This window comes from Mycobacterium appelbergii, from assembly GCF_032883035.1.
Lineage (GTDB): Bacteria > Actinomycetota > Actinomycetes > Mycobacteriales > Mycobacteriaceae > Mycobacterium > Mycobacterium appelbergii.
This window is the reverse complement of sequence record NZ_JAMQTH010000005.1, coordinates 260,742-286,465: the sequence shown is the minus strand read 5'-3', so window position 1 is coordinate 286,465 and position 25,724 is coordinate 260,742. Positions and strand designations below refer to the sequence as shown.

Sequence of the window (25,724 nt, the reverse complement as noted above, 5' to 3'; positions counted from 1 at the left end):
GCCCTTCAGCTCCAGGCCATCAGGACATGCTTGATCCGGGTGTACGCCTCCAGCCCATAGATCGAAAGATCCTGTGCGCCACCGGTACACTTGAATCCGCCATGCGGCATCTCGGCTGCGGTGGTCACGTGGGTGTTCACCCAGGTCACACCGAAATCCAGGGCGCTGGTGACCCGGAAAGCGCGCGCAACGTCCCGGGTCCAGACGCCGGCGGCCAACCCTTGGCGAACCCCGTTGGCCAGGTCGAGTGCCTCGTCCTCGGTGGCGAAACGCTGGATCGTCAGGACTGGGCCGAAGATCTCCTCCTGGACGATCTCGTCGGACTGCTTCACTCCGGTGATGACCGTGGGCTGGAAAAAGAATCCTGGGCGGGGTTCTGCCGCACCGCCGGTGAGGAGTTGAGCGTGCGTGCCGATTCTCGCGACGAGTCCGGTGACGCGGTCGCGCTGGGACTCGCTGATCAACGGGCTGCGACCGTGGTTCGGATCGTCGGCATCGCCGGCCAGGAGGTCATGGGCTTCTCGGACCAATGCGGCAGTGAGTTCGTCGGCGACCGAGTCGTGAACGAGGATCCGTGACGGCGCGGTGCAGTCCTGCCCTGCGTTGTAATAGGCGGAGCCGCTGACCATTGACGCACAGGCGTGGACATCGGCGTCCTCGAACACCAGTACCGGGGCGTTGCCGCCGAGTTCGAGATGCGTGCGCCGCAGGTCCGCGGCGGCGTTCCTGGCAACCGCGACGCCGGCTTCGACAGATCCCGTCAACGCCACCATGGCCGCGTCGGGGTGCGATGCCACCAGTTCGCCGGTCGTGCGATCTCCACACACCACCGTGACGGCCCCGGGTGGCAAGTGTCGCTCGCAGATGTCTTGCAGGAGTAGGGCACTCGATGGCGTCGCGGCATCGGGCTTGAACACGACGGCGTTGCCCGCCGCCAACGCGGGGGCCAACTTCCACACCGCCGTCATCAGGGGGTAATTCCATGGCGCGATCGCCGCGACCACGCCGACCGGCTCGCGCCGGATCATTGACGTGTGGCCTTCGACGTACTCGCCTGCCGCACGTCCCTCGAGGGTGCGTGCGGCACCCGCGAAGAAGCGCATCTGGTCGATGATCGGCATCAGTTCCTCGGCGTGGAAGACGTCGGGCAATTTGCCGGTGTCGCGGCACTCGGCTTCGACGAACTCATCGGCGAGATCCTCCATCTCGTCGGCGATGCCCAGCAGCGATTCCTGCCGCTGCCCCGGTGTCGTGCGACTCCACAGCGTGAACGCTTGCACCGCTTCCGTGTAGGCCGCGTCCACCTGAGCTTCACGCCCGACCGGGACCCGGCCATTCTCCCGGCCAGTGCGTGGATCGATCAGACACCCGGTCGCCGCGGCGGTGACAGCCATCAAACGCACCTTTCGTAGTTTTATTACGATAAAGATACACTCCTGATGCTGGTGGCTCGAGCGGTTGATTCAGCAGCGCGGGTCCTCGATGGCACCCCACGATGGGGGAGGCCCTCCAGGATGCCTGCCACGGCCTGGAAGATCACCCGATCAACCTCCGACCCGGATCGTGGTGATACCCGAGGGGGCGAGGCGATTTTCGCGGTTTTCTCCAATGACTGTGATGTACGGGCTGGATACGTTCATTCCTACCCACCACGTGAATTGGAGAGTTTGATGCCCGATCCGGGAACTCGTCGCGGCGATAACATCACGGGAAGTGCTTTTGCGCCCGTTCTTCCGGCGCATGCGTCGATCTCGGCGCGCGGGGAGCTGGTCGTCGCGGGGTGTGCCGTAACGGATCTTCGTCGCGAGTACGGCACTCCTCTCTATGTTTTCGACGAGAAAGGCATCCGCGACCAGGCGCAGGAGTACCGCAGCGTCCTGACCGGGTTGTGGCCCAACTCGGCGGTCCTGTTCGCATCGAAGGCATTTCCCTGTGTGGCGATGTACCGACTCGCGGCAGAGGAAGGTTTGAAAGTCGACGTCGCCGGTGGCGGTGAGTTGTACCTGGCTCTATGCGCTGGAGTCGAACCCGAAGACATCTACTTGCATGGCAACGCCAAGACCGACGCTGAACTGGCGATGGCCGTCGACGCGGGCGTAGGCACGATCATTGTCGACAACGACCATGACATCGATCGGCTCGAGCGGCTGGTCGACCGCGAGCAGCGGGTGCTGCTCCGGGTGATTCCCGATGTCTCACCGGACACTCACGCATCGCAGTCGACAGGCGGCGCAACGTCGAAGTTCGGGCTACCACGGGACCAGGCGCTGCGGGCAATCGACCGGATGATGCAGTCGCCGAGATTGCGGTTCGAAGGCGTGCATGTGCACATCGGATCCCAGATTCTGTCCGCGTTGCCGTTCGCTCAGTCCATTCGTGCGCTGTCCGCGTACGGCGAATACCCCGTTTATGACCTCGGCGGCGGGCTCGGCGTTCAGTACACCCGTGACGAGCCGGCGCCCAGCGTCTCCGAGTACCTCGGCACTGTCGCAGAAGCCGCGAAGCGGTACCTGCCCGATGAGTCGCAGTTGCTGGTCGAGCCTGGTCGTGCGATGGTCGCACGCGCAGGCATCACGTTGTACAGCGTCACCACAGTCAAGACCACGATGAAAACCTTTGTCGCAGTGGACGGAGGCATGTCCGATCACCTCGACGCCGCACTGACCGACCAACGCTACGAGGCGATCATCGCCAACCGGATGAACGACACGTTCGAGACGCTGGCCGACGTCGTGGGACGTCAATGCGAGTCGGGGGACCTGCTCGTGGGCGGGGCCATGCTCAACAACCCTCGCAGAGACGACGTCCTCGCGATCCTGGCAACGGGCGCGTACAGCTATACCTTCGCCAACAACTACAACGGAGCGCTCAAACCGGCGATCGTCTTCTGTCGTGACGGGGACGCCCGGCTGGTCACGCGTCGTGAAACCTATGAGGACCTGGCCCGCACCCACCTGGTCCCCGAACCCACGACCGCGCGGTCAGAGGGTATCGGGTTGCATCAGTAACGCCCGGTGGTTGGTGACAGCCGCCCGAAGTTCGAGCCAGAAGGTCAGTCTCTGCTCGGCGGTTTCGAGTTTGATGTCGAACAACTCGTGGGCGCGTTGCAGGCGGTACCGGACGGTGTTCTCGTGGAGGCCGAGATCCCGTGCAGTGGCGGGAATGTGGGTGAAGTTGTCGAACCAGCTCAGCAGCGTCAGGGCGTACTCAGTGTTGTCCCGGCGGTCGCTGAGCAGGATCTCGCGGATCGCAGGGTCCGCCAGTCGGGGAAACGAGGCGATGGCCGTGGTCAACTTGGACAGCAGTACCTGCGAGCGGACATCGGAAACCGCCGCTGCCACAGCGGGTTTGTTCGGAGCTGCGATGCACTCGAGCACCTCGTCGACTTCTGTGCGCTGCTGGCGGACTTCACTCGCCAAACCGGTCGGCGCGCTTATCCCTGCGTACGCCAGCTGGCCGACGGTCTGGCCGATGAACCGCAAGATCCGTTCGGCCGTGGAACACATCTCGGCGACGTCGCTTCCGGGAACCAGTGCGTAGGCGGTGTTGTCGATGACCGCGGTCGCGGTGGCGGCACGGTACGGAGCAAAGTGTCGGGAGACCACGCTCCGTATCTGGTGTGTACCGACCGACGACGGCAGATGCGGTCCGAGGCTGAACCCGACGAGGATGGACTCCGCGGCCTCGGCGGCAAACAGGTCCGCCAGTCCCTCGCCACCCGGATGTATGCCGAGCAGCAATCCGCGCAATGTGGAATCCCGCCGCCTGCGGTCGATCGGATCGTTGTCCCGTCGCTGAATAAGGTGATACGCAGCGAGATCCGCGCCACTGCGAAGGGCGTGCCGCTGGTCATCCGTCAGCGCCGTCTCCGGACTCGGGTCGATCACCCAGATGGTTCCGAGCTGCATGCCACCTGCGTTGACCGCGATGGCGATGCGCGCGAGTTCATCGCGAAACTGGGGAAAACGGCACTCGTCGTGTGCGCGGGCGACTCGGCGGTACTGCTCGTCACCGAGGTCCGACGGCGGAACGTAACGTTCCAGGATTCCGGTGGTCCGCAGCGGATCGATGAGTTGACCGGGAATCGACGAGTAGGCCACGACCCGCCTGTCGAGATCCTCGATGGTGGTCGATCCACCGAACACGTTCGCGATGGAGTCTGCCAGAGCAGACAATTCGGCGCTGTCATCGGCGACCGACAGCCTTTCACCGAGGCCGTGGACAGCTATGGCAGCTGACACCGCCACGTTGAATCGCCGCCAGGACAAGCTGTCGTCCAGCACCAAGAGTGCGAGACCGGCGTCGGTCGCGACATCGACGTAGGTCTGAGTGTGGCTGGATGTCGTCACTGCGATCGCGGCACATCCAAGTTCGTGTGCCCGTCGCGCCACGGAAGTGAGCGCGTCGGCGGACAGCCCGGCTGCGGACGGCAGACACAAAATGATCCCACGGTCCGCCTGTAGGGAACGTGCGGAGTCGTAGAACTCGATCCCGCTGACCTCGATGTCGGTGCCGTCGGGCGCAGCGGCGATGGTGACGATGTCCTGGCCGATGGCATCAACGACGTGCTGCACGTTGAGGACGGCGGATCGAACAGCCGAATCCATCGGTGATCCTCTGCTGACGTCGTGTTGGTGGATACCTACGAAGGGTGAGAGTAACCCGACGGTGAAGGTTCTTTGGCGTTCTCTCCGATGCTGCCGGTTTCGTTGTCGATTTTCCTAAGCCCTATGCGACGTTTTCGGGGATTTCCCTCAAGACATGCGGGTATTGGGGTGGCTACCTTCGTGTGAGCCAGCGCACAGCAAGGCGTGCGAGCTGAGGAGCCGACTTCGGTGGGCTTGGAGATATCTCTAATGAATTGCGGAGGATACTCGTGCAAGGTTCGTTCAAGAGGATGCGTCGGAGGCTGATCGCAGCGACCGTGTCGGGGCTGATGATCTTCGCGCTCGCCTGCGCGGGCCCGTCGACGGATGGGACGAACGGAAGCGGCTCGGGTGAGCCGCAGCGCGGCGGGTCCGCCACGATTGCCGTCGCCGACCCGATCGACACCTGGAATCCGCAGCTTGCGCTGGTCCAGTCCAGCTATCAGGCGATCGCGCAGGTCTACGCTTCGCTGCTGCGCACAGAGGCCGACGGAACATCGATCAAGCCCGGGCTCGCGTCCGAGTACAAGTACGACCCGGCGGCCAAGATGATCACCTTCATCCTCGACCCTGCGGCCAAGTTCAGTGATGGCACGCCCGTGACTTCTGCCGACGTGAAATTCTCGTTCGGAGTCTGGCATGCCGGCGACCTGTTCGGGAACTACTTCGACGCGGTGCGCGATGTCCTGACCCCGGATCCACGCACGGCGGTGTTCGAACTGTCAGAACCCGATGTGACCCTCGTCGACATCCTGGCGACGTCGAATGCGTCGATCTATCCCGACAATTACGGCGGCCGGACGGCCGACGATTACTGGAAGAGGCCGATCGCCGCGGGCCCGTTCAAGATCGACAACGACGTCCCGGGCCAGTCGATCTCCCTGGTGCGCAATCCCTTCTACTACCGTGCCGGGTTGCCGTATCTGGACAAGCTCGACTACAAGATCGTCGCGGATCAGAACCAGCAGTTGTTGCAGTTTCAGAGCGGCACCATCGATGTCGTCAATGAGGTGGATCCCACCCAGTTGGCGCAATATCCCACCGGCACAACGGTGTCGAGCCCCTCTTCCGGAACCAGCGTGCTCATGACCCAGACCAAGACGGCGCCGTTGGACAACGCGGACTTCCGCCGTGCGGTCACGTTGGCGATCAAGCACGACGACCTGATCGCAGGTGGCTATGCAGGTGAGGCCAAGCAGGCGACATCTCTACTTTCCCAGGCAGTTCCCGGTGTCACGCCGTGCCCGTCATGTGACTGGTCGAAGTACGACCTCGAAAAGGCCAAGGAATTGGTTGCCAAGTCCGGTTACGGCGGCGAGAACCTCGAAGTCATCGTCGCCACGTCCTCACCTACTGAAGTGCTTGCAGCCCAAGCCCTTGAACCGATGCTCGGGGAGGCCGGTATCAAAATCACGGTCAGTGCGTTGCCGCTGAGCACGGTCGTCGATCGACTCGAAAAGGGCGATTACCGTCTCGGGCTGATCACTGTCAGCGCGAATGCGCCGAGCCCGCTGGACCCGCTGGGGATGATCTCCTCGACGAATTTCCTGTACACCGACTACAGTGTCGAATCCGCGGACGTCGCGATACAGGCTGTGCGGCAGGCTGATCGCGACGACCAGGTGTCCGCGGCGACCCAGGCCTTCGAGAAGCAGGCCTACGACAGTGTCGCGGCGATACCTCTGGCCCAAACCAACGTCGTCTACGCAGTTTCGAAGAATCTGCACGGCTTCGCGCCCGCGCCCTACCGGCTCTACACCGCCGACGAACTGTGGGTGACCAAGTGATGTATGACGGCGCCGGGCCGATAGGGGTCTGATACGTGCGCATTCTTCGGTCGTTCCTCAGTCGCGCCGGCCAACTGCTCCTCGTTCTGCTGGCGGTTACCCTCGTCGTATTCGTCCTGACTCAGGTGGCCCCGGGGGACGCCGCCCGCCTGCGGTTGGGCCCCCGCGCCTCGCAGGCGGCCGTCGACGAGTTGCGCCACCAGCTCGGCCTCGACCAGAGCCTGCCGGCGCAGTACGTCGATTACCTCGCGCGGGTTCTACGCGGTGACCTCGGAGTCTCGGTTGACGGCCAACAAGTGACGAGCCTGGTGGCACAGAGGTTCTCGGACACGGCCTGGTTGGTGACCGGCACGATCGTGGCGTCTGTCCTGTCTGCCGTCGCGCTGGCGTGGCTGGCGGCCATGTTCAGAGACCGGCTCCTCGACCACACTCTTCGATTGGTCATGCTGTTGGTACTGTTCCTACCGTCATTCTGGGTGGGTTTTCTGCTCATCCGCCTGGTGGCGATTCCCACGGGCCTGTTTCCCGTGGCAGGCCTCGGTGACACTCCGCAGGAACTGGTCCGGGCCCTCGTCCTGCCATCGATCACGGGCGCGATATCCCTCGCACCGGTGCTGGTGCGCAGCTTGCGTTCCAGCCTGATCGAGGTGCTGGACGCTGAATATATCGCTGTGGCCAGGTCATTGGGCATCGCAGGCCCTGCACTTGCCGTCAAACACGTCATGCGCAACGCCCTGGGGCCGGTGATCACGCTGCTGGCCCTCAATGTGGGATACCTCATGTTCGGCGTCGTGGTGCTCGAAGCGACCTTTGATATTCCGGGGCTCGGCAGTGCGCTCGTCCTGGCCTCGGCAAAGCAGGATGTCTATGTGGTGCAAGGGATCACGTTGGTCTTCGCGATCGGTGTCGTCATCTCCACGTTCCTCGGTGAGACGGCCGTCGCGCTCCTCGATCCGAAGGTGGCGTAGCCGTGATCGAACTCATCGAAGTTGCCCCGGCAACGGAAAGTCCCCGTCGGACCCGGCGCGAGGGCAGCGGCAAGCTGGTCTGCGGCGGCATCGTCGTCGCCCTGTTCGTCCTGGCTGCGGTGTTCGCTCCGCTGATCACGACAGGAGATCCCGCAGCGCAGGATCTCCTGCACCGGCTGGCGCCGCCGTCCAGCCAGCATCTGCTGGGTACCGATCAACTGGGCCGCGACGCGTGGACCCGGCTGGTGTACGCGATCCGGATCGATCTTCGTATCGGGCTGCTCGGTGCTCTCATCCCCGCGATGATCGGCAGTGCGATAGCCCTCGTGGCCGGCTTCGGCGGTAAGCTCGTCGATACGGCGATCATGCGCATCTGCGACGTCGTGGTGTCCTTCCCGCTTCTGGTGTTCTTCATCGCCTTGGTAGGGCTCCTCGGCCCGGGCAGCGGTTGGCTGTTCCTGGGGCCTGGCGAAATTCCGATCATCATCGGGTTCACCGCGATCTCCTGGATCGTCTACACGAGACTGTTGCGGACCGAAATCCGCCGAGTGCGGGACACCGACTACGTACGCGCCGCCGTCACCGGCGGCCTCCCGCAGCGCCGCGTCATCCTGAATCACGTGTTGCCCAACGCCATCGGGCAGACCGTCGTGTATGTCGTGGTCGATATCGGACTGGCGATCGTGGCGATTGCGACCCTGTCGTTCCTGGGTGTCGGTATCCCCATCGACACCCCCGAGTGGGGCGCGATGATCAATTCGAGCCGCGGCCTGATCCTGACCAATTGGTGGCTCATGGCGGCGCCCGGGGTCGCGATAGCGACGCTGGCGATGGGACTTGCCCTGATTGGCGACGGCCTCGACGATCGGATCAAATCATGACGCGGTGTGTGCTGGAAGTCGACGACCTCCGAGTCGGAGTCGGCCACATGCTCTCGCCCACTCTGGTGGATGGCGTCACGCTGCGTGTGCATGCCGGCGAGTGCCTCGGTCTGGTCGGTGAATCCGGCTCGGGCAAGAGTCTGACCCTCCGGTCGATGCTCGGCTTGTTACCGCCGACGTTGCAGCACAGCACCGGTGGGTTCCGCTTCGCGGACGCCGACGGGACTTTGCGCACCCAGCACCCGAGGGATCTGCGTGGCCGTGGCGTGTCGATGGTGTTCCAGGAGCCGATGAGTTCGTTGAACCCCACGATGCGCGTGGGAGATCTGGTGTCGGCCGGTTGCCGAGCCAACGGGATGTCCCGCAAGGCCGCCGCCGGTCGGGCCGTAGAACTGCTCGCAGAAGTCGGTGTACCGGATCCGCGAAGGCGTTGTCGTGCGTGGCCACACGAACTCTCGGGCGGTTTGCGGCAGCGCGTGATGATTGCGATGGCGCTTTCGGTCGAACCACGGTTGCTGTTGTGTGACGAGCCCACCACTGCGCTTGACGTGACAGTCCAGGACCAGATCCTCGCGTTGATCGAACGTCTGCGCAGTGAACTCGACCTGGCGGTGATCTTCGTGAGCCACGACCTCGGCGTCATCGCCCGTGTGGCCGACCGGACCGCGGTGATGTACGCCGGGCGCATCGTCGAGGAAGGCCCCACCCGAGAGGTCGTTGACGCGCCGCGACATCCCTACACACGAGGCTTGGTCGAATCCGTCCCACGGATCAGCAGCACCGCCACGAGATTGGCAACCATCCCCGGTAACCCACCCGCCGCCGGGCACTTTCCCGCCGGATGCCGGTTCGCCCCGCGTTGCGAACTTGCCGAAGACGCCTGCCGCACTCAGCAGCCACCGTTGACCGACAGCGGCGAGAACCACAGCACGGCATGCCTCCGCCACTCGCTGCTCACGATCGGACAACACCCATGAGCGAACTCATCGAGATGCGGGACATCCACGTGCACTTCGCGGTGCGAGATCCCGACGGCAGGCAGCCACTCACCCTGCGCGCACTCGACGGTGTCGATCTCGACGTCCAACGTTCACAGTGCATCGGCATAGTCGGTGAGTCCGGCTGTGGAAAGACAACCTTGGCCAAAGTCCTGATGGGGCTTACGAAGCCGACACAAGGTTCTGTTCACCTCGACGGCGAGCCGCTCACCACGCGACGGAGCGCACACTCGCGCCGTCGGCTGCAGATGGTGTTCCAAGATCCGGGATCGTCGCTCAACCCGCGGCGCCGCGTCAGTTCGGCGCTCGCCGAACTGCTCACCTATCACGATCTCGTGCCGGATTCGGGACTGCAGGCAGCGTTACACGAGTTGGTGGACATGGTCGGCCTCCCGGGCGACGTCCTCGATGCACGCCCACGCGACCTGTCCGGTGGGCAACGGCAACGTATCGCCATTGCCCGGGCGCTCGCGGTGCAGCCTGATGTCATCGTCGCCGACGAGGCGGTGTCAGCCCTGGACGTCTCAGCCCAGGCGAAGGTCGTCAATCTGCTGTCGGAGCTTCGCGAACGGCTCGGGCTGACACTCGTGTTCATCTCACACGACCTCGGGGTCGTGCGCGCACTGTGCGACCGCGTCGTCGTCATGTATCTGGGGCGTGTCGTCGAAGACGCCCCCACCGAGCGACTGTTCGAGTCTCCGCAGCACCCCTATACCCGGGCACTGCTGGCCGCGGTGCCGGATATCGCCACGGCACACCGGAACTCTGCCGCGCACGCGCCGGCATTGGAGGGTGAGCCTGCCAGCGCGCTGTCGGTCGGCGTGGGGTGCCGGTTTCGGCCGCGGTGCGCGGTCGCGTTACCGGTGTGTGCGGACGAGGATCCACCGCTGCTCGGCACGCAATCACATCGCGCCGCGTGTGTACGGGTTGATGCAAGCAACAGAAAGGTAGGCAATGGCTGAGTCGAGCCGACTGACCGCACTGTCCGCTCCGGTGGCGGCGATCGAGGCGATGACCTTCGTGCATGGCGCGGACCTCTCGCCGGATGGCAGCCGCGTCGCCTGGTGTGTCAGCCGTATCGAGGGGGACGACGAGTGCATCACCCTCAGAATCACGATCGTGGGCGAACGCGATGCCACGGAAGTCGACTGGGGGAAGGGACATCAGCATCCGGTGTGGTCGCCGGACGGAACCCGTATCGCGTTCGTCTCCGACGTCGACGACACGGCGCAGTTGGCAGTGCTGACGCTGGACTCGATGCACGTCGGGCAGATCACCGACCTGCCCCAGGGCGTGACTGGACGGCCGGTGTGGAGCCCCGACGGCCGCCGGATCGCCTACACAGCCCCGCCGGCACGCCGGAAAGATGGTGCGCCGTACCGGATCACCCGGGCCATCGGGTGGTTGGACGGCGTCGGACTTGTCGACGATGCCACCGCCGAAATCTACGTCGTCGAATGCGAGAGCGGTCGACACGACCGGCTGACCGACGACGCCTGGGTCAACGGAACGCCGAGCTGGCAGCCGGATTCCGCGGCTCTCGTCTATCTCGCCGCGAGCGGTCCGGACGAATGGGATCCGACCTACGTCGTACGCCGCGTCACTCTGGACGGGACCGTGCGCGACGCTGCGCAACTGCCCGACGCGCTGGCCGTGGCGGCCCTGGCCGACGGGGAGGTGGCGGTCACCTCGTTGGGATTCGTCACTTCTGCACTCGGCGAGTTGTTCGTCGTGCGGACCACAGGTGAAATCGAGTCTCGCACCAACGAGCTCGCGCTGGATGTCACAGGCGACGTGCTCGGCGACATGCCGGTGCCGTACACGGATCCTGAAGACCGTCTTGTCGTCTCGGGTGGCGAGGCGTTTGTCCGCACACAGTCCGGTGACCGGCTCCAGATCCGCCGGGTTGCGCTCAACGGGACATCCCAGAGCGCATCCGTCGTGGTCGATGGCGGATGCGCGTATCCGCTCGCGGTTGCGAACGGCCGGTTGCTCTATGCCGGTGGGACACTGACCAGTCCGCCCGACCTGTCGGTACGTGATCTCGCGACCGGGGCGACCACAAGGGTGAGCTTCACCGCTGAGCAGAATGCGCGCGTGCTTCGTGGCGTAGACGTCGAGGAGCTGTCATTGCCGGCGGTCGGCCGGCCCGCCGTCCAGATCAAGTTTCTGCGGCCGCGCGGTTGCGAAGGGGCGCTGCCGACCGTGCTGCTGATCCACGGCGGGCCAAAGTCGGCATTCGGGCAGTCGTTCTTCGCCGATGCGCAACTTCTGTGTGAGGCCGGATTCGGGGTGCTGCTGGTGAATCCCAGGGGTTCACGCGGATATGGGGTGGACTTCGCGTCGGCCATCACGGGGAATTGGGGTGGCGACGATTACGCGGACCTGATGGATTCGGTCGATCTCGCTGTGGACAAGGGGCTGGCGGATCCGGACCGGCTCGGCGTCAGTGGCCTGTCCTACGGCGGCTTCATGAGCGCATGGATGGTGACGCACACCAACAGATTTCGCGCCGCAGTCATCGAAAATCCGGTCACCAATTTCTGGAGCATGTATGGCACCAGTGATATCGGCCTGGTGTTCGTACCCGAGATCCTCGACGGCACGCCTCAAGTCGCGATGGAGACCTACCTGCGGAGTTCGCCGGTATCGGAAGCGCACCGTTGTATCACGCCCACGCTGATCGTGCTGGGCGAGGAGGACCACCGCTGTCCGCCTGAGCAAGGCAGGCAATTCTACGCCCAGCTCAAGCGAGCAGGATGCATCGCAGAACTGTTGATGCTTCCCGGCGCCTCGCATGCAGGCTCCACCTTCGGGCCCGTCGAGGTCCGGCGTGCACAGAACGAAGCACTCGTGGATTGGATGACCCGACATGTCGCCGACTGACGTTGCAGAAGGGCATCGCCTGCTGTTGGCCGGTGGATCGGTCTTCGACGGTACCGGTGCGCCAGCGGAACGCGCCGACGTTCTGGTGGTCGATGGGGGGATCGTTGGACTGGGCAGCGGTTTCGACGCCGAGGAGGTTCTCGATGTCAGCGGTCAGACGGTCCTACCCGGCCTGATCGACTGTCATGTCCACGTGATGATGACCGGGATCGACATGTGGGTATGGCAACAGGCGCCGTTCTCCCTGATGTTCTACGAAGCCGCCCGTAACCTGCGTCGTACCCTCGATGCCGGAATCACCACCGTCCGCGACGCTGCGGGCGCCGACTACGGGGTCAAACGTGCCCTCGAGGCGGGACTGATCCCCGGTCCGCGACTCCTGATCTCCATCGCCATGTTGAGCCAGACCGGTGGCCACGGAGATGGTCACCTGCTCTCCGGGTGCGACATTCCCCCTTTCCACGCCCACCCCGGCGCGCCGGGCGGCCTTGTCGACGGGCCTGACCAGGTACGGCTTAAAGTGCGTGAGCTCGTGCGGGCCCGTGCCGACTGGATCAAGATTGCTACCACCGGTGGCGTCCTGTCCGAAGATGATTTGCACTGCACCCAACTGCGAGACGATGAGTTGGCCGAGGTCGCGGCCGAGGCGGCTGCGGCGCGAGTCGATGTCATGGCCCACGCCCACGCAGCAGCGGGGATCAAAGCTGCGATCAGACACGGAGCCCGTTCGATAGAACACGCCGTATATCTCGACGACGAAGCGATCGATCTGATGCTCAGCCACGGGACCTGGCTGGTACCAACTCTCATCGCCCCGGTCGCGGTCGTCGAACAGGCGGAGGGCGGAGCGACGTTGTCTGCCGACACGTTGCGCAAGGCCCGCGAGGTGGCCGACGTCCACGCGACGGCGCTGCGACGTGCATACGACGCAGGGGTCCGGATCGCGATGGGCACCGACATGGGTGTCGGAGTCCACGGTGAAAATCTGCGCGAACTCGAACTGATGCACCATGCGGGTATGAGTGTCTGCCACGTCGCGCATGCGGCCACTGGCAGCGCGGCCGAGCTACTTCGCCTGGACGACCAGATCGGCTATGCCAAGGAGGGTTTGGTCGCTGATCTGACCGTGATCGACGGCGACCTTGACGATCTGGCGGGAGTGGGTGATCGTGTGACCGCGGTCATTCAGGCCGGCCGGATCGTTCACCGCCCTGCGTTGTCCACGAGGAACCAAGGGCTACCGGATATGTCTTGACCACGTCTGACTCTCGTCAATCCAGTGGAGCATTGATCGCGATACCTCGTTGGCCCGGAGGCCAGGACTAGGTGTACTGACCTGAGAGGTTAGGTACGCGGCTGGCGGGTGGTTGACCCCCGAGTGCGGTGTGGCCGCGGTGGTAATTGTAGGTGTGCAGCCATCGTGGGTACTCGGCGCAGCGTTCGGCGTCGCTGGTGTAGAGCCGGGCGTAGGCCCATTCGTCGGCCAGGGTGCGGTGGAAGCGTTCGACCTTGCCATTGGTTTGGGGCCGATACGGACGGGTACGGCGATGTTCGACGTCTCCGAGCGCGTCACGGAAGGCGTGAGATCGGTAGCAGGACCCGTTGTCGGTCAGCACTTTTCGGACGTTTATGCCCCACTGTTCGAACCAGGCGTTGGCGCGGGTCCAGAACTCTGCGGCAGTCTCCTTGCGTTCATCGGCGAGCATCTCGCTGTAGACCAACCGTGAGTAGCCGTCGATCGCGGTGTGCAAGAAGTGGTGCCCGCGCAATGGATGGCGGTGTTTGCTTTGTCGTCCTGAACTTTTGTCCGCTTGCGAGTTGCGATTGCCGGCGGTGCGGCCCAGCATCCGCCAGCCGCCACCGGCGGGGATCTTGCCGAGCTTCTTGACGTCGACGTGGACGAGATCCCCGGGCTGCGCCGACTCGATGCGCCGGGTCACCTGTCCGGTCGCGCGGTCCAGCCAGCGCAGTTTAGCCAGGCCGTAGCGAGTCAGGACGCGGTGCACTGTCGAAGGTTGCAACCCCAGCAGATAGGCGATCCGGGCTGGGCCCCACCGGCGGAGTACGCGGACTTTGATGATTCGCCGCTCGGTGCGGGTCGGGGTTTGGTTCGGGCTTCGGTGCGGTCGTGAGCTGCGATCAGCCATCCCGGCCGGGCCCAGTTCGCGGTAGCGGTCGGCCCAGCGCGCCGCCGTGCTCACAGCGACCTGGAACCGTTCAGCGGCTCGCCGCAGCGGCCACCCGTCCTCGACGACGCAACGAGCCAGGCGCAGGCGACCGGTTTCTGACAAAGGGGCATTACGGTGGGACACGAAGACCTCCGGAGTGAGTTGGTGCGTTCCTAGACAGCTCGCACTTCACTCGGAGGTCTTCGTTATGTCACCACGCCACGCCGTACCTAACGTCCGTGGTCAGTACAACTAGGGTCGCGCTATGCCGTCGGTATGTGGTGATGAAGTTGTCTGAACGGCCGTGGGATGAGCGGCTGGTAGACATACCGGCCGATGTCCGGGTACGCGGTGCCCGGGAACACAACCTCAAGGGTGTCGATGTCGACATTCCGCGGGATGCGCTGGTGGTGTTCACCGGTGTGTCGGGATCGGGTAAGTCGTCGCTGGCGTTCGGCACGTTGTTCGCGGAGTCGCAGCGTCGGTATCTGGAGTCGGTTGCCCCGTACGCGCGTCGACTGATCGACCAGGTGGGTGTGCCTGACGTCGACTCGATCGAGGGGATGCCGCCTGCAGTGGCATTGCAGCAGCAGCGCGGTGGGGGTGGTGCCCGGTCGTCGGTGGGGAGTGTGACGACACTGTCGAGCCTGGTGCGGATGCTCTATTCGCGTGCCGGCAACTATCCGGCCGACCAGGCCATGCTGTTCGCGGAGGATTTCTCCCCGAACACCGTGCAGGGGGCGTGCCCGACGTGTCACGGCATCGGCCGGGTGTATGAGGTGCCCGAGGCGCTCATGGTGCCGGATCCGTCGCTGACCATCCGGGACAGGGCCATCGCGTCGTGGCCACCGGCCTGGTACGGCCAGAACTTGCGCGACATCCTGGTGTCGCTGGGCTATGACGTCGACAAGCCGTGGAAGAAACTGCCGAAGAAGGATCGCGACTGGATCCTCTACACCGAGGCACACCCGACGGTGCCGGTGTACGCCGGATTTACCCCGACGGAGACGCGGCGGGCCGTCAAGCAAGGTATGGAGCCCAGTTATCAAGGCACCTTCACAGGGGCGCGCCGCTACGTGCTGGACACGTTCGCCAACACCAAAAGTGCGTTGGTGAAGAAGCGGGTTTCCCAATTCGTCAGTAGCGCGGCCTGTCCGACGTGTCATGGCAAACTTCTCAAGCCCGAGGCGTTGTCGGTCACGTTCGAGGGGTTCGATATCGCCGAACTGTCCGGACTCTCGCTGTTTCGGCTCGCACAGGTGTTGGAGCCGGTCGTCGGTGAGAACTGGATGCCGACCGATGTCGGCCCCGGTGACGTGCTCGATGAGGGCACGCGCCGCGCCGCGGTCCAACACCGGGTGGCCGCCGGTGGGTCAGCACACAAGGCGGCTCCCGACATTCGGCACACGCCCAACATGTCCGTCGAAAAGCAGGCTGCCGCTGGGCGTTTGGCAGCCGAACTGCTCGAGCGGCTGCTGCCGATCATGGATCTGGGCCTCGGCTATCTCTCGCTGGATCGCAGCACCCCGACACTGTCGTCGGGTGAACTGCAGCGGCTGCGGCTGGCAACCCAATTGTCGTCGCAGCTGTTCGGGGTGGTGTACGTGCTCGATGAGCCCTCGGCCGGTCTGCACCCACGCGATCGGGATGCGTTGCTGACCATTCTGAAAGGTTTGAAGCGACGTGGCAACAGCGTCTTCGTTGTCGAACACTCGCTCGACATCATCGGCGCCGCCGACTGGCTGGTCGACATCGGCCCCGGAGCCGGCGAGAGCGGTGGCGAGATCCTTTACAGCGGTCCGCCGAACGGTCTTGCGCAGGTGAGCGAATCAGTCACGCGCCGTTACCTGTTCGATCTGGCACCGCCAGTGAGCCGACCTCCCCGAGAGCCCGGCGGCTGGCTGCGGTTGGAACACGTGAGCCGAAACAACCTTCACGACGTGGCGGTGTCGTTCCCACTGAAATGTCTGACCGCGGTCACCGGAGTCTCGGGCTCGGGCAAATCGAGCCTGGTCAGTCAGGCGCTGCCGACACTGGTCGCCGATTACCTGGGTGCACCGGTGAGCGGTTCGACCGACGACGTGTCCGACGACGACGACCTGCTGCTGGCCTCCGCGTCCGCCCCGGTCGACGGCAGGATCGTCGGCGACATCGGCGGTCTCCGTCGTGTGGTGTGCATCGATCAGAAACCGATCGGCCGCACGCCCCGGTCGAACGTGGCCACGTATACCGGCATGTTCGACTACATCCGCCGCCGTTTCGCCGAGACACCGGAGGCGCGACGCCGCGGCTACAAAGCTGGACGGTTCTCGTTCAATGTCGTGTCGGGGCGATGCCCAACCTGTGAGGGCGAAGGGTGGGTGATGGTCGAGCTGCTGTTCCTTCCCAGCGTTTACGCTCCGTGCCCCGACTGTCATGGAACCCGTTACAAAGAAAGCACATTGGAGATCACCTGGCGGGATCGCAATATCGCGGAGATTCTGGAGATGAGCGTGGAGCAGGCTCGGGTATTCTTCGACGGCGATACCGATGTGCTCCGTTCGTTGACGGTGCTGTGTGACGTCGGCCTGGGCTACCTGCGCTTGGGGCAGCCGGCGACCGAGCTGTCCGGCGGTGAGGCTCAACGCGTCAAGCTGGCCACCGAGCTGCAGCGGGCACATCGCGGCGACGCGCTCTACCTGCTCGACGAGCCCACCGGGGGATTGCATCCCGCCGACGCCGACCGGTTGATGCTGCATCTGCAGAAGCTGGTAGACGTGGGCAATACGGTCGTGGTCGTCGAACTCGACATGCGCGTTGTCGCGCAAGCCGATTACGCCATCGACCTCGGTCCCGGTGCTGGCGGAGACGGAGGACGTGTTGTGGTCACCGGCACACCGGCTGCGGCATCGACCCATATCGACAGCGTGACCGCCCCCTACCTTGCCGCCGCTCTCAGCTAGACGAGATGCGTGCCGTCGCGGAAAGGTAGGCGGTCGCGATCTTGCGAAGCCGGATCCCGTCGAAGCTGTCTCCGTGCCCGGGGTACACGACGGATACGTCGCAGTCGACAAGGCGCCGCATCGTCTCTCGGTAGTCCCGGACGTCGGACCCGACGCAGTTGTCGATGAGGGCCTCGTCGTAAACAACATCTCCGGAGAACAGCACGCCGTTGTGCGGGTCGAGCAGTCCGATGCTGGCCGGGGTGTGCCCGGGCAGGTGTAGGACGGTGAATTTGTGGTCGCCCAGGTCGATCAGCGTCCCCTCGCGCAGCCATTCGATTTCAGGTGCCGGCTTCAGCCGGTACTCGTCCAACCTGAACTCACGTTGCGGTGCAGCGTCGAGCAGTATGAATGGGTCGGACTCGACTTCTGCTGTATTGATTCCCAATTCGCGAGTAAGGGGCTGCAGGTAGAGGCTACCGGGCGGGGGCGCGTGGAAGGGTTCGCCCGGGTGCGCCCAGCAGCGATCGAACTCGTGTGCACCGCCCATGTGGTCGAGATGGGCGTGCGTCAGAACCACGATGGGGTCTCGCTCGAACAGTTGTGGGAGATGAACCCGCAGCGATGCCACCCCAAGTCCGGTGTCCACGATGAGGTCTCGATCCCGTCCGCGCAGGTGCCAGATGTTGGCCCTCAGCAGTTCGTGGACGTGAGGTTCGTCGATCCGGTCGAGTGAAGGACCCACCGCACAGGTCCGAAACCATGGCTCCGGGGAAACCCGCATGCTCACCGGCTTGCCGGCTTCGCGAATTGGTCGGGGTAGCACCGCTTTGCGACAGCGATGTAGACACCCGAGGCGATCAATGGACCGACGAGCCACGACAGGTCGGCGCCGCCGAGTGCCGTGGCGATGGGGCCGGAGAACTCGGCAACATCCACGCACAGCGCCGCGCCAATGGCCCCCGAGAGGAATGCTGCGACACCAGCGATATTGAAACCTCTTGTGTACCAGGCAATGCTGTTCTGGCTCACATCGTTGAGGGCGAGTCCGTCGTATCGGTTGCGCCGCAGCCACTGGTCGGTGACGTAGATGAAGATGGTCGGGCCGAGGACGATGACGGTGAGTTCGAGAATGCTGCTCAGTGCACTGGTGAAGTCGGAGACGAACAGGGCATAGCATGCGAGCGCCACGCCCAGTAGGCCGTCGAAAAGTACGGTGATCGAGCGGCGTAGCGGAATGCCGACGGCCTGCAGGCTCAGGCCCGAGGAGTACATCGTCAACACGTTGTTGGCCATCGATCCGACCACGATGACGAGCAGGAACAGCGGATAGAACCAGCCGGGGACGATCTGGGCGAGGTTGGTCTGGGCTTCGCGCATGTCGATGACCGTTCCCGCCAGCACGCCCAGTGCTGCCAATGTCACGTTCGGAATGACCCCGCCAAGGGCTGTCCAAATCGCCACAGCTTTGGCGGAGGTGTCGCTCGGTAGGTACCGGGCGTAGTCGGGGCTGATACTCCAGGACAGCGGTGCGGCCGCGATCAAGGCGATACCTGCGGCCAGCTTCGCCCACATGGCACCACCGGTGAGCACGGTCTCGGGCTGGTATCCCCAGTCGGCATGCGCGACGACGAATACACCCAGGACGACCATCGCGGCGGCGAGTACCGCGGTGAACACGCCGCTCATCCGAAGGATGGTCGCGTGGCCGTACACGCTGATTGCGAGTGTCACGCCGGAAGTCACGATGACGATCGCGACTTTGGTCGGGATGGACAGTGAACCGCCCCAGGCTTCGATGACCGCGAACCCGGCGAGTGCCCCCACACAGAGGTTGATCGCTTCGTAGGCGATGGACACCGGCCAGTTGAAGATGCCGACGTTGATGCGGTTGCCGTTGGTTCCGTACATCGCGCGCATGATCACGCTGCTCGGAGCCCCGGCGACCGGACCGCTCGTGGCGATGGTCCCGATGGCCACCCAGAACAGATTCCCGACCACCACCGCGGTCATGGCCTGCCACACGTTCAGCCCGAACACCGTCAACAACCCGCCGAGAAGGATGTAGAGGTAGTTGATGTTCGACGCGGCCCAGACTGCGAACACGTCGCGCGGCTTGCCGTGCCGCTCTTCGGGCGGAATGAAGTCGATCCCGCGGGTTTCGACCTTGCCGAATTCGTCGCTGACCACCTCCCGGCGCACGTCGTCGACTGCCATCGCATCTCCTTGTTGGTGTAAGTACCAATAACTATTGGTGGCGATGACAATAACTCCTATGGTGCAGAGTTGTCACTGGTTTGGGAGAAAGGCCCTCCGCCTGCGGTGGTGTTAACGTCGAGCCATGACTTCGACGGGGACCGCATCGGGCCCTCGCCGCAAGCCGCCTCAGATGCGTCGGGATGAGATTGCGGCGGCGGCCGGCAGGATCGCCATCGCAGAAGGATTAGTGCAGGTGACCGCCAAACGCGTCGCCGAGGCGGTGGGTGTCTACCCAGGTCTGGTCAATCACTATTTTCGGTCGGCCGATGAACTGGTCGCCGCTGGATTCGCCGCTGCGGCCGAAAGCCGCCGCGAAAAACAGGCAGCGCACGTCGCCGGAGCGGCGAATAGCCCCACCGCCGAGTTGAGGATGTTCCTGAACGAGGCGATCGCTACTGAACATGACTCCGTTGCGCTGTTGTGGCTCGACGCATGGCGCGAAAGCCCGCGGCGGCCGCCATTGCAGCTGGAAGTCATTCGCCAGATGGAAATCGATCTGGCGGACCTGACGGCCCTACTGTCACGCGGGGTCGATGCGGGTGATTTCTCAACGGACGACATCGCCGCATCGGCAATGCGGATACTCGCGATGATCGACGGCACGTTCGGTCAGAGTGCGGTGCGCACCGCTCTACGTGGCAATTCAACTCTGAACTATCCCATTGTCACTGAGATGCTTCTCCGCACCACAGAGCGTGAACTGGGTTTGGCGGCAGGCGTTTTGGGCTAGGCCTACGGCTATTCCGGGCCGGGCCTGCCCCTCGTCAACTGCCTCTGGTGTGCTTTAGGTCAGCTCCATCGCACGTCGCGCCGTGGCATGCGGTAAAGTTCTCGCCGTCGCGCAGGCGGAACTCAGGTTCCGCCTCGTTGGGTGACCGTGCCTTCGTGCCCGAACCGGGTGTGGTGCTGGACGGGTTTCCCTTGCGTCTGGACCTGTTTGGCAACGAAGAGCGGGAGGCACGCACGCGGTGTACCGAGTGTTGAAAAAATTCTGGATCCCGCTACTGCTGGTGGTTGTCGTTGCAATCGGCGCGTATGCGATTGTCCGTATCCGCGAGCCCAAAGGCCCAGGCGTAAATACGGCGGAGGGCTCGGGGATTACCGAGAACTTCAATCCGAAGCACATCACGTATGAGGTCACCGGGGCGGGTGGTACCGCGAATCTCAATTATCTCGACGAGAACGGCCAGCCCCATCTCATCGAAAACACCCCACTGCCATGGTCGTTCACGATCGTGACGACGCTGCCCTCCATGTCGGCCAACATCATGGCTCAGGGTGACCGCGATACCCAGAACCTTCGGTGTCGGGTCACCGTCGACGGAGAGGTGCGCGACGACCGGGCGAGCACCGACACATTCAAACCGTTCATCTACTGCTTGGTGAAATCCGTATGAGCAACGCAGACGCTGTGAGCAACGCAGACACGAAGCCCCATCGCCCCTTCATCAGCCGGATGGTTCGGATCTTCTCGCTGCCGATCATCGTGTTCTGGGTGTTGATCGTGGTCGCACTGGGCATTGTGACCCCATCCCTCGACGAGGTTGCAGCCACCCGCTCGGTGCCGTTGAGCCCCACGTCCGCGCCGTCTTACCAGTCGATGCTGAACATCGGCAAGGTGTTTCAGCAGTACGATTCGGACTCCACGGCGATGGTCGTGCTGGAGGGCGATGACCACCTCGGCGACGAGGCGCACAAGTTCTACGACAAGATCGTCGCCAAACTGATCGCCGATCACGACCACGTGCAGAACGTCCAGGACTTCTGGAGCGATCCGTTGACCGCGGCGGGGTCGCAGAGCGTGGACGGTAGGTCCGCCTACGTGCAGATCTTCCTCAACGGTGCGCAGGGCACCAGCGCCAGCTATGAGTCGGTGGCCGCCGTGCGCGACATCGTTGCCTCGGTACCGGCCCCACCGGGAATCAAGGCCCACGTCGCAGGCAACACCGTGCTCAACGCCGACACGCAGGTGGCCGGACATCAGAGTCTGGCGACCATGGAGTTGGTGTCGGTCGGCGTCATCGTCGTGATGTTGCTCGTCATCTATCGCTCCCTGGTCACGATGCTCGTGTCGATGGTGATCATCGGTCTGGAACTATTTGCCGCTCAGGGTGTTACGGCCACCGCAGGCAACTTGAACATCATCGGCCTTACCCCGTACGCGGTGAGCATGGTGACCATGCTGTCCCTGGCCGCGGGGACGGACTATGTGATCTTCCTACTTGGTCGATATCAAGAGGAGAGATCGAAAGGTCTGGACCGAGAAGACGCGTTCTACGTCTCCTATCGTGGTGTCTCGCACGTCATCCTGGGCTCCGGATTGACCATCGTCGGCGCGTGCCTGTGCCTCACCATGACGACGTTGCCGTACTTCCAGACCATGGGTCTGCCCTGCGCGATCGCCATTCTGGTGATCGTCGCCGCGGCACTGACATTGGCGCCCGCAGTGCTCACGGTGGCGTCGAAGTTCGGGCTCCTCGACGCCAAACGTGAACTGTCGACCCGGGGTTGGCGCAAGGTCGGCACCGCCGCAGTTCGCTGGCCCATCCCGATCATCCTGATGACCAGCCTGATCGCCATCGTTGGCTTTGTCGCCCTGTTGACCTACGTACCGCAGTACAACGACCAGAAGTTCACCCCGGCCGACATGCCCAGTAACCAGGCCATGGCCGTCGCGGAACGACACTTCTCCCAGGCCAGGATGAACCCCGAACTGTTGATGCTCGAGGCCGACCATGACCTGCGGACCCCCGCCGACATGCTCGTGATCGAGAAGGTCGCCAAGAGCGTCTTTCGCCTGCGGGGCATCGATCGGGTGCAGACCATCACCCGGCCACTGGGCGCACCGATCGAGCACAGCTCCATCCCGTTCCTGCTCGGTGCGCAGAACGCCAGCACGCTGCAGTCCGCGAAGTTCAACAACGACAACTCGGCGCAGATGCTCGAACAGGCCGATGAGCTGAGCAAGACCGTCGCCAGCATGGAACGCATGTACGCGATCACGAAAGAGATGACCGAGATCACGCACAGCATGGCCGGTAAGACGCACGACATGGCCGACGCCACCAATGATCTGCGCGACCATCTCGCGGATTTCGATGACTTCTTCCGCCCGATCCGCAACTACCTCTACTGGGAGCCGCACTGCTACGACATTCCGATGTGCCAGTCGATACGGTCGATCTTCGACACCCTCGACGGGATCGACAAACTCGCTGACCAGATCCAAGGTCTCACTTCCGATATCGACCGCTTGGATCACCTGCTGCCGCAGATGTTGCCGGTTCTGCAGGACACCATCGGAACGATGAAGACGATGCGCGACTTCATGATCGCGACCCACAGCACCATGGCCGGCACTCAGGCCGCGCAACAGGAAGCGGCCAAGGGGGCGACGGAGATAGGCCTGTACTTCGATCAGGCCAAGAACGACGACATGTTCTACCTACCGCCGGACGTGTTCCAGAACCCCGACTTCGAGCGTGGGCTCAAGATGTTCGTCTCACCCGACGGCAAGGCAGTCCGGATGATCATCACCCACCAGGGCGACCCGGCCTCCGTCGAAGGTATCGACCATGTTCGCGACCTCAAAGGTGTTGTGGCCGACGCGGTCAAGGGCACACCGCTGTCCAACGCCAAGGTGTCGCTGGCCGGCACCGCGTCGCTGTACGCAGATATGCAGGACGGCGTCACCGTCGACCTGCTGATCGCGGTGATCGCGTCGATGATCCTGATCTTCGCGATCATGTTGCTGATCACCCGCAGTGTGGTGGCGGCACTGGTGATCGTCGGCACGGTAGCCGCATCGTTGGGCACCGCGTGTGGACTGTCGGTGCTGCTCTGGCAGGACATCCTGGGCCTGGGCGTGCAGTGGGTCGTGATCCCGTTCTCGATGGTGATTCTGTTGGCGGTGGGTTCGGACTACAATCTGCTGGTGGTCTCGCGTCTCAAAGAGGAGATCCATGCCGGGCTCAACACGGGGATTATCCGCGGTATGGGTGCCACCGGGCGCGTTGTCACCGCCGCCGGCCTGGTGTTCGCGTTCACCATGATGTCGATGATCGTCAGCGACCTGCGGGTGGTCGGTCAGTTCGGTATGACCATCGGTATCGGTCTGATCGTCGATACGCTGATCGTCCGGGCGTTCATGACTCCGTCGATCGCGGCGGCTCTCGGCCGCTGGTTCTGGTGGCCGCTGAACACCTTCGAGATCACCAGGCGTGGTCGTCTCGCTCAGAAGGCGCGACCGGCCGACGAGGACACCGCTCCCATCGGGCAACCCAGCTAGGTAACGATGTCGGCCGCAGGATCGAAAGATCCGGTAGATATGGAAGACACAGAATCGAAACTGCGTCAGCGTACTGACGGGCGGCTGGATCGGTCCCGTGATCCCGCGATCCTCAACGCTGCGCTGGCCGCCCTGCGCGAAAACTGTTACAGCGACACGAACATGAACGACATCGCCGCCCGAGCCGGTGTCGGCAAAGCCGCGATATACCGTCGATGGTCGTCGAAGGCGGCGTTGATCACCGACGCACTGGTGTACTGGCGGCCTGAGCTGATGTCCGATGAGGCGCCGGATACCGGAAGTCTTGAAGGCGATTTCGACGAAATTGTGCGACGGGCGGCCCGCAACGATGACGAGCTGATCTCCAATGACCTGGTGCTGCGGGTGGCGCTGGAGGCTGTGCACGATCCGCATCTCGCGTCGGCTCTCGACGATCTGATGGTGCTCAAGGGCAGGCGCGTGGTGACCGCCATCCTGCAACAGGCAGCGGCGCGGGGAGAGTTGGCGCCTGACCGCGATTGGTCGCTGATCGCCGACGTGCTCACCGGTATGGGACTGATGCGCGTCATCAGCGGTCAGAGCGTCGACGCGAAGTTCGTTCGAGACGTCATCGACACGCTGATTCTGCCCGCTGTGCGCGCAGGGGATGACTGACGCCTGCTGCCTCAGGATTCCTGGTCGGCGGCGCGAAGTCCCAGGGACAGCAGGATGACGTCCTCGGCACTGAAGGGGTCGTGGCCGGTCAGCTCAGCGATGCGGTGAAGGCGGTAGCGGACCGTGTTTGGTTGTACGACAAGTGAAGTAGCCGCCCGGGTGAGGTTGAAACCCGAGGTGATGTAGGCCCGTAGTGTGGTGATCAGTTTGCTGTCGTGTTTGGCGTCGTACTGCTGCAGCGGTGTGAGGGTGTCCTCGATCAGGGTGCTGCGGAGCGCGCACTCTCGCACGATACGGTCCAGGAGCGCATCGGAATAGATGTAGGCACGCGGTTCGTCGTCAGCTGCGGCGGTCTGCACGGCGTTCTGGGCTTCCAGGTAGGCGGTCGACATGCTGGACAGCCCCAGGTGGCTGCGACTGACGCCGACGTAGTAGTCGGGGGACTCCCGAGCCAGTGCATTGGCCTGCTGCCGCAGGGAATCCAGGTGGTCGCGGGCCTTCAGCGGATAGATCGCCACGATTTCCTCGTCGCGCACCCCGGTGAGTACGGATTGGCCTGTGTCCGAGTGCAACTGCGCGCGAACGGTATGCAGGCTCTCCCGCAGCGATGACGGTTCGGCATGGCTCAACCTCCGGTGCCGCAGGATCACCACGGCGTGTTGGGCGTCTGGGATGAGGCCGAATTTTCCGGACAGTCGGTCGACCCGCTGAGGAGCAGTGCCGGCGATCAACGCTTCGAGTAGATCGCGGCGAAGGATCTCCCGGTCCTGGATGACTCCGGAGGATTCTTCGAGGTAGGCCTGGGCTACGACAGTGGAGACGACATCGACGTGTTGCATGATCTTGCCTGCCGCGGCAAGGCGTGCCGCCGGGGTGACGCGGGGGGCTTTGAGGACCTGATCCCACACCGTGTGACCCCACAACCGGTAGGCATGCAGAAGCGCCTGCATCGGCACGCCTTGGTGGAACCTGCGGACTGCGCTGTCGCGGAACACGTCGAATCGGGTATCTGCGGGATCGCTGCTGTCCTCGGTCAGGGCCTGCAGGACGGTCTCGAGGTTGTTCGCAGCGGTGGGTGCGACGTCCTGCTCGATGAACCCTTCTGGCAATGAACGATATTCGACGATCTCCTCGCGGTAGCGCTGAGCGAGGAGATCGCCGATCTGGGCCGACTGGGCGCGCAGGTAGTCGACCAGCGGTGCGATCGACACCGGTCGTGCGGAATCGCGGCGTGCCGCGCTCATATCGAAGCGAGGGTGCTCATCATC

General features: G+C 63.8%; 19 protein-coding genes. 13 read left to right on the top strand and 6 right to left on the bottom strand.

Annotated features, from left to right (window positions below):
• Nucleotides 1-5: 5 nt before the first annotated feature.
• Nucleotides 6-1,394: an aldehyde dehydrogenase family protein gene (locus M1247_RS13760; protein WP_317156902.1), complete on the bottom strand. Its 1,389-nt coding sequence runs from the start codon at nucleotides 1,392-1,394 to the stop codon at nucleotides 6-8.
• Nucleotides 1,395-1,670: 276 nt separating this feature from the next.
• Between M1247_RS13760 and lysA the strand changes: the two genes are divergently transcribed.
• A complete protein-coding gene (gene lysA / locus M1247_RS13755; protein ID WP_317156901.1) occupies nucleotides 1,671-3,008 on the top strand; it encodes a diaminopimelate decarboxylase in 1,338 nt (445 codons plus the stop codon).
• Here the strand turns inward: lysA and M1247_RS13750 are convergent.
• Entirely contained in the window at nucleotides 2,982-4,607 is a 1,626-nt protein-coding gene (locus tag M1247_RS13750; protein WP_317156900.1) for a PucR family transcriptional regulator, read from the bottom strand. The genes lysA and M1247_RS13750 overlap by 27 nt on opposite strands.
• 290 nt (nucleotides 4,608-4,897) lie before the next feature.
• On the opposite strand from M1247_RS13750, the gene M1247_RS13745 reads away from it, so the two are divergent.
• The 7 genes from M1247_RS13745 to M1247_RS13715 are packed head-to-tail and all read left to right on the top strand — an operon-like array spanning nucleotide 4,898 to nucleotide 13,421.
• Nucleotides 4,898-6,433, top strand: a complete 1,536-nt coding sequence (locus M1247_RS13745; RefSeq protein WP_317156899.1) for an ABC transporter substrate-binding protein — start codon at nucleotides 4,898-4,900, stop codon at nucleotides 6,431-6,433.
• Nucleotides 6,434-6,468: 35 nt separating this feature from the next.
• On the top strand, nucleotides 6,469-7,401 hold the full coding sequence (locus tag M1247_RS13740; protein WP_317156898.1) for an ABC transporter permease: 933 nt from the start codon (nucleotides 6,469-6,471) through the stop codon (nucleotides 7,399-7,401).
• 2 nt (nucleotides 7,402-7,403) lie between these two features.
• Nucleotides 7,404-8,282, top strand: a complete 879-nt coding sequence (locus M1247_RS13735; RefSeq protein WP_317156897.1) for an ABC transporter permease — start codon at nucleotides 7,404-7,406, stop codon at nucleotides 8,280-8,282.
• Complete coding sequence (locus M1247_RS13730; RefSeq protein WP_317156896.1) at nucleotides 8,279-9,259, top strand: ABC transporter ATP-binding protein; 981 nt, start codon at nucleotides 8,279-8,281, stop codon at nucleotides 9,257-9,259. Before M1247_RS13735 ends, M1247_RS13730 begins: the two co-directional genes overlap by 4 nt.
• Nucleotides 9,256-10,242, top strand: coding sequence for an oligopeptide/dipeptide ABC transporter ATP-binding protein (locus M1247_RS13725; protein ID WP_317156895.1), 987 nt, complete (start codon nucleotides 9,256-9,258; stop codon nucleotides 10,240-10,242). Before M1247_RS13730 ends, M1247_RS13725 begins: the two co-directional genes overlap by 4 nt.
• Nucleotides 10,235-12,166, top strand: coding sequence for a S9 family peptidase (locus tag M1247_RS13720; RefSeq protein ID WP_317156894.1), 1,932 nt, complete (start codon nucleotides 10,235-10,237; stop codon nucleotides 12,164-12,166). The genes M1247_RS13725 and M1247_RS13720 overlap by 8 nt, the downstream gene beginning before the upstream one ends.
• A complete protein-coding gene (locus tag M1247_RS13715) occupies nucleotides 12,153-13,421 on the top strand; it encodes a metal-dependent hydrolase family protein (protein WP_317156893.1) in 1,269 nt (422 codons plus the stop codon). Before M1247_RS13720 ends, M1247_RS13715 begins: the two co-directional genes overlap by 14 nt.
• A gap of 67 nt (nucleotides 13,422-13,488) precedes the next feature.
• On the opposite strand, the gene M1247_RS13710 is transcribed toward M1247_RS13715, so the two are convergent.
• The gene (locus tag M1247_RS13710) at nucleotides 13,489-14,478 is read right to left on the bottom strand and encodes an IS481 family transposase (RefSeq protein WP_317156892.1); all 990 of its coding nucleotides are present in this window, start codon (nucleotides 14,476-14,478) and stop codon (nucleotides 13,489-13,491) included.
• A 140-nt stretch (nucleotides 14,479-14,618) separates the two neighbouring features.
• Between M1247_RS13710 and M1247_RS13705 the strand changes: the two genes are divergently transcribed.
• Complete coding sequence (locus tag M1247_RS13705) at nucleotides 14,619-17,276, top strand: excinuclease ABC subunit UvrA (RefSeq protein WP_317156891.1); 2,658 nt, start codon at nucleotides 14,619-14,621, stop codon at nucleotides 17,274-17,276.
• Here the strand turns inward: M1247_RS13705 and M1247_RS13700 are convergent.
• On the bottom strand, nucleotides 17,269-18,000 hold the full coding sequence (locus tag M1247_RS13700) for an MBL fold metallo-hydrolase (RefSeq protein ID WP_317156890.1): 732 nt from the start codon (nucleotides 17,998-18,000) through the stop codon (nucleotides 17,269-17,271). The two genes, M1247_RS13705 and M1247_RS13700, sit on opposite strands and share 8 nt — an antisense overlap.
• A 41-nt stretch (nucleotides 18,001-18,041) precedes the next feature.
• The gene (locus M1247_RS13695; protein ID WP_317156889.1) at nucleotides 18,042-19,472 is read right to left on the bottom strand and encodes a purine-cytosine permease family protein; all 1,431 of its coding nucleotides are present in this window, start codon (nucleotides 19,470-19,472) and stop codon (nucleotides 18,042-18,044) included.
• A 124-nt stretch (nucleotides 19,473-19,596) separates the two neighbouring features.
• Between M1247_RS13695 and M1247_RS13690 the strand changes: the two genes are divergently transcribed.
• The 4 genes from M1247_RS13690 (at nucleotide 19,597) to M1247_RS13675 (ending at nucleotide 24,456) form a co-directional block, all read left to right on the top strand.
• Nucleotides 19,597-20,244: a TetR family transcriptional regulator C-terminal domain-containing protein gene (locus M1247_RS13690; protein ID WP_317156888.1), complete on the top strand. Its 648-nt coding sequence runs from the start codon at nucleotides 19,597-19,599 to the stop codon at nucleotides 20,242-20,244.
• Between the two features lie 238 nt (nucleotides 20,245-20,482).
• Complete coding sequence (locus M1247_RS13685) at nucleotides 20,483-20,911, top strand: MmpS family transport accessory protein (protein WP_317156887.1); 429 nt, start codon at nucleotides 20,483-20,485, stop codon at nucleotides 20,909-20,911.
• Between the two features lie 14 nt (nucleotides 20,912-20,925).
• Nucleotides 20,926-23,802 carry an MMPL/RND family transporter gene (locus tag M1247_RS13680; protein ID WP_317156886.1) on the top strand — a complete coding sequence of 959 codons (2,877 nt, stop codon included), beginning with the start codon at nucleotides 20,926-20,928 and terminating at the stop codon, nucleotides 23,800-23,802.
• A gap of 39 nt (nucleotides 23,803-23,841) precedes the next feature.
• The gene (locus M1247_RS13675; protein WP_317156885.1) at nucleotides 23,842-24,456 is read left to right on the top strand and encodes a TetR/AcrR family transcriptional regulator; all 615 of its coding nucleotides are present in this window, start codon (nucleotides 23,842-23,844) and stop codon (nucleotides 24,454-24,456) included.
• A gap of 11 nt (nucleotides 24,457-24,467) precedes the next feature.
• Here the strand turns inward: M1247_RS13675 and M1247_RS13670 are convergent, their stop codons facing one another.
• Nucleotides 24,468-25,700 carry a PucR family transcriptional regulator gene (locus M1247_RS13670; RefSeq protein WP_317156884.1) on the bottom strand — a complete coding sequence of 411 codons (1,233 nt, stop codon included), beginning with the start codon at nucleotides 25,698-25,700 and terminating at the stop codon, nucleotides 24,468-24,470.
• Between the last annotated feature and the right edge of the window lie 24 nt (nucleotides 25,701-25,724).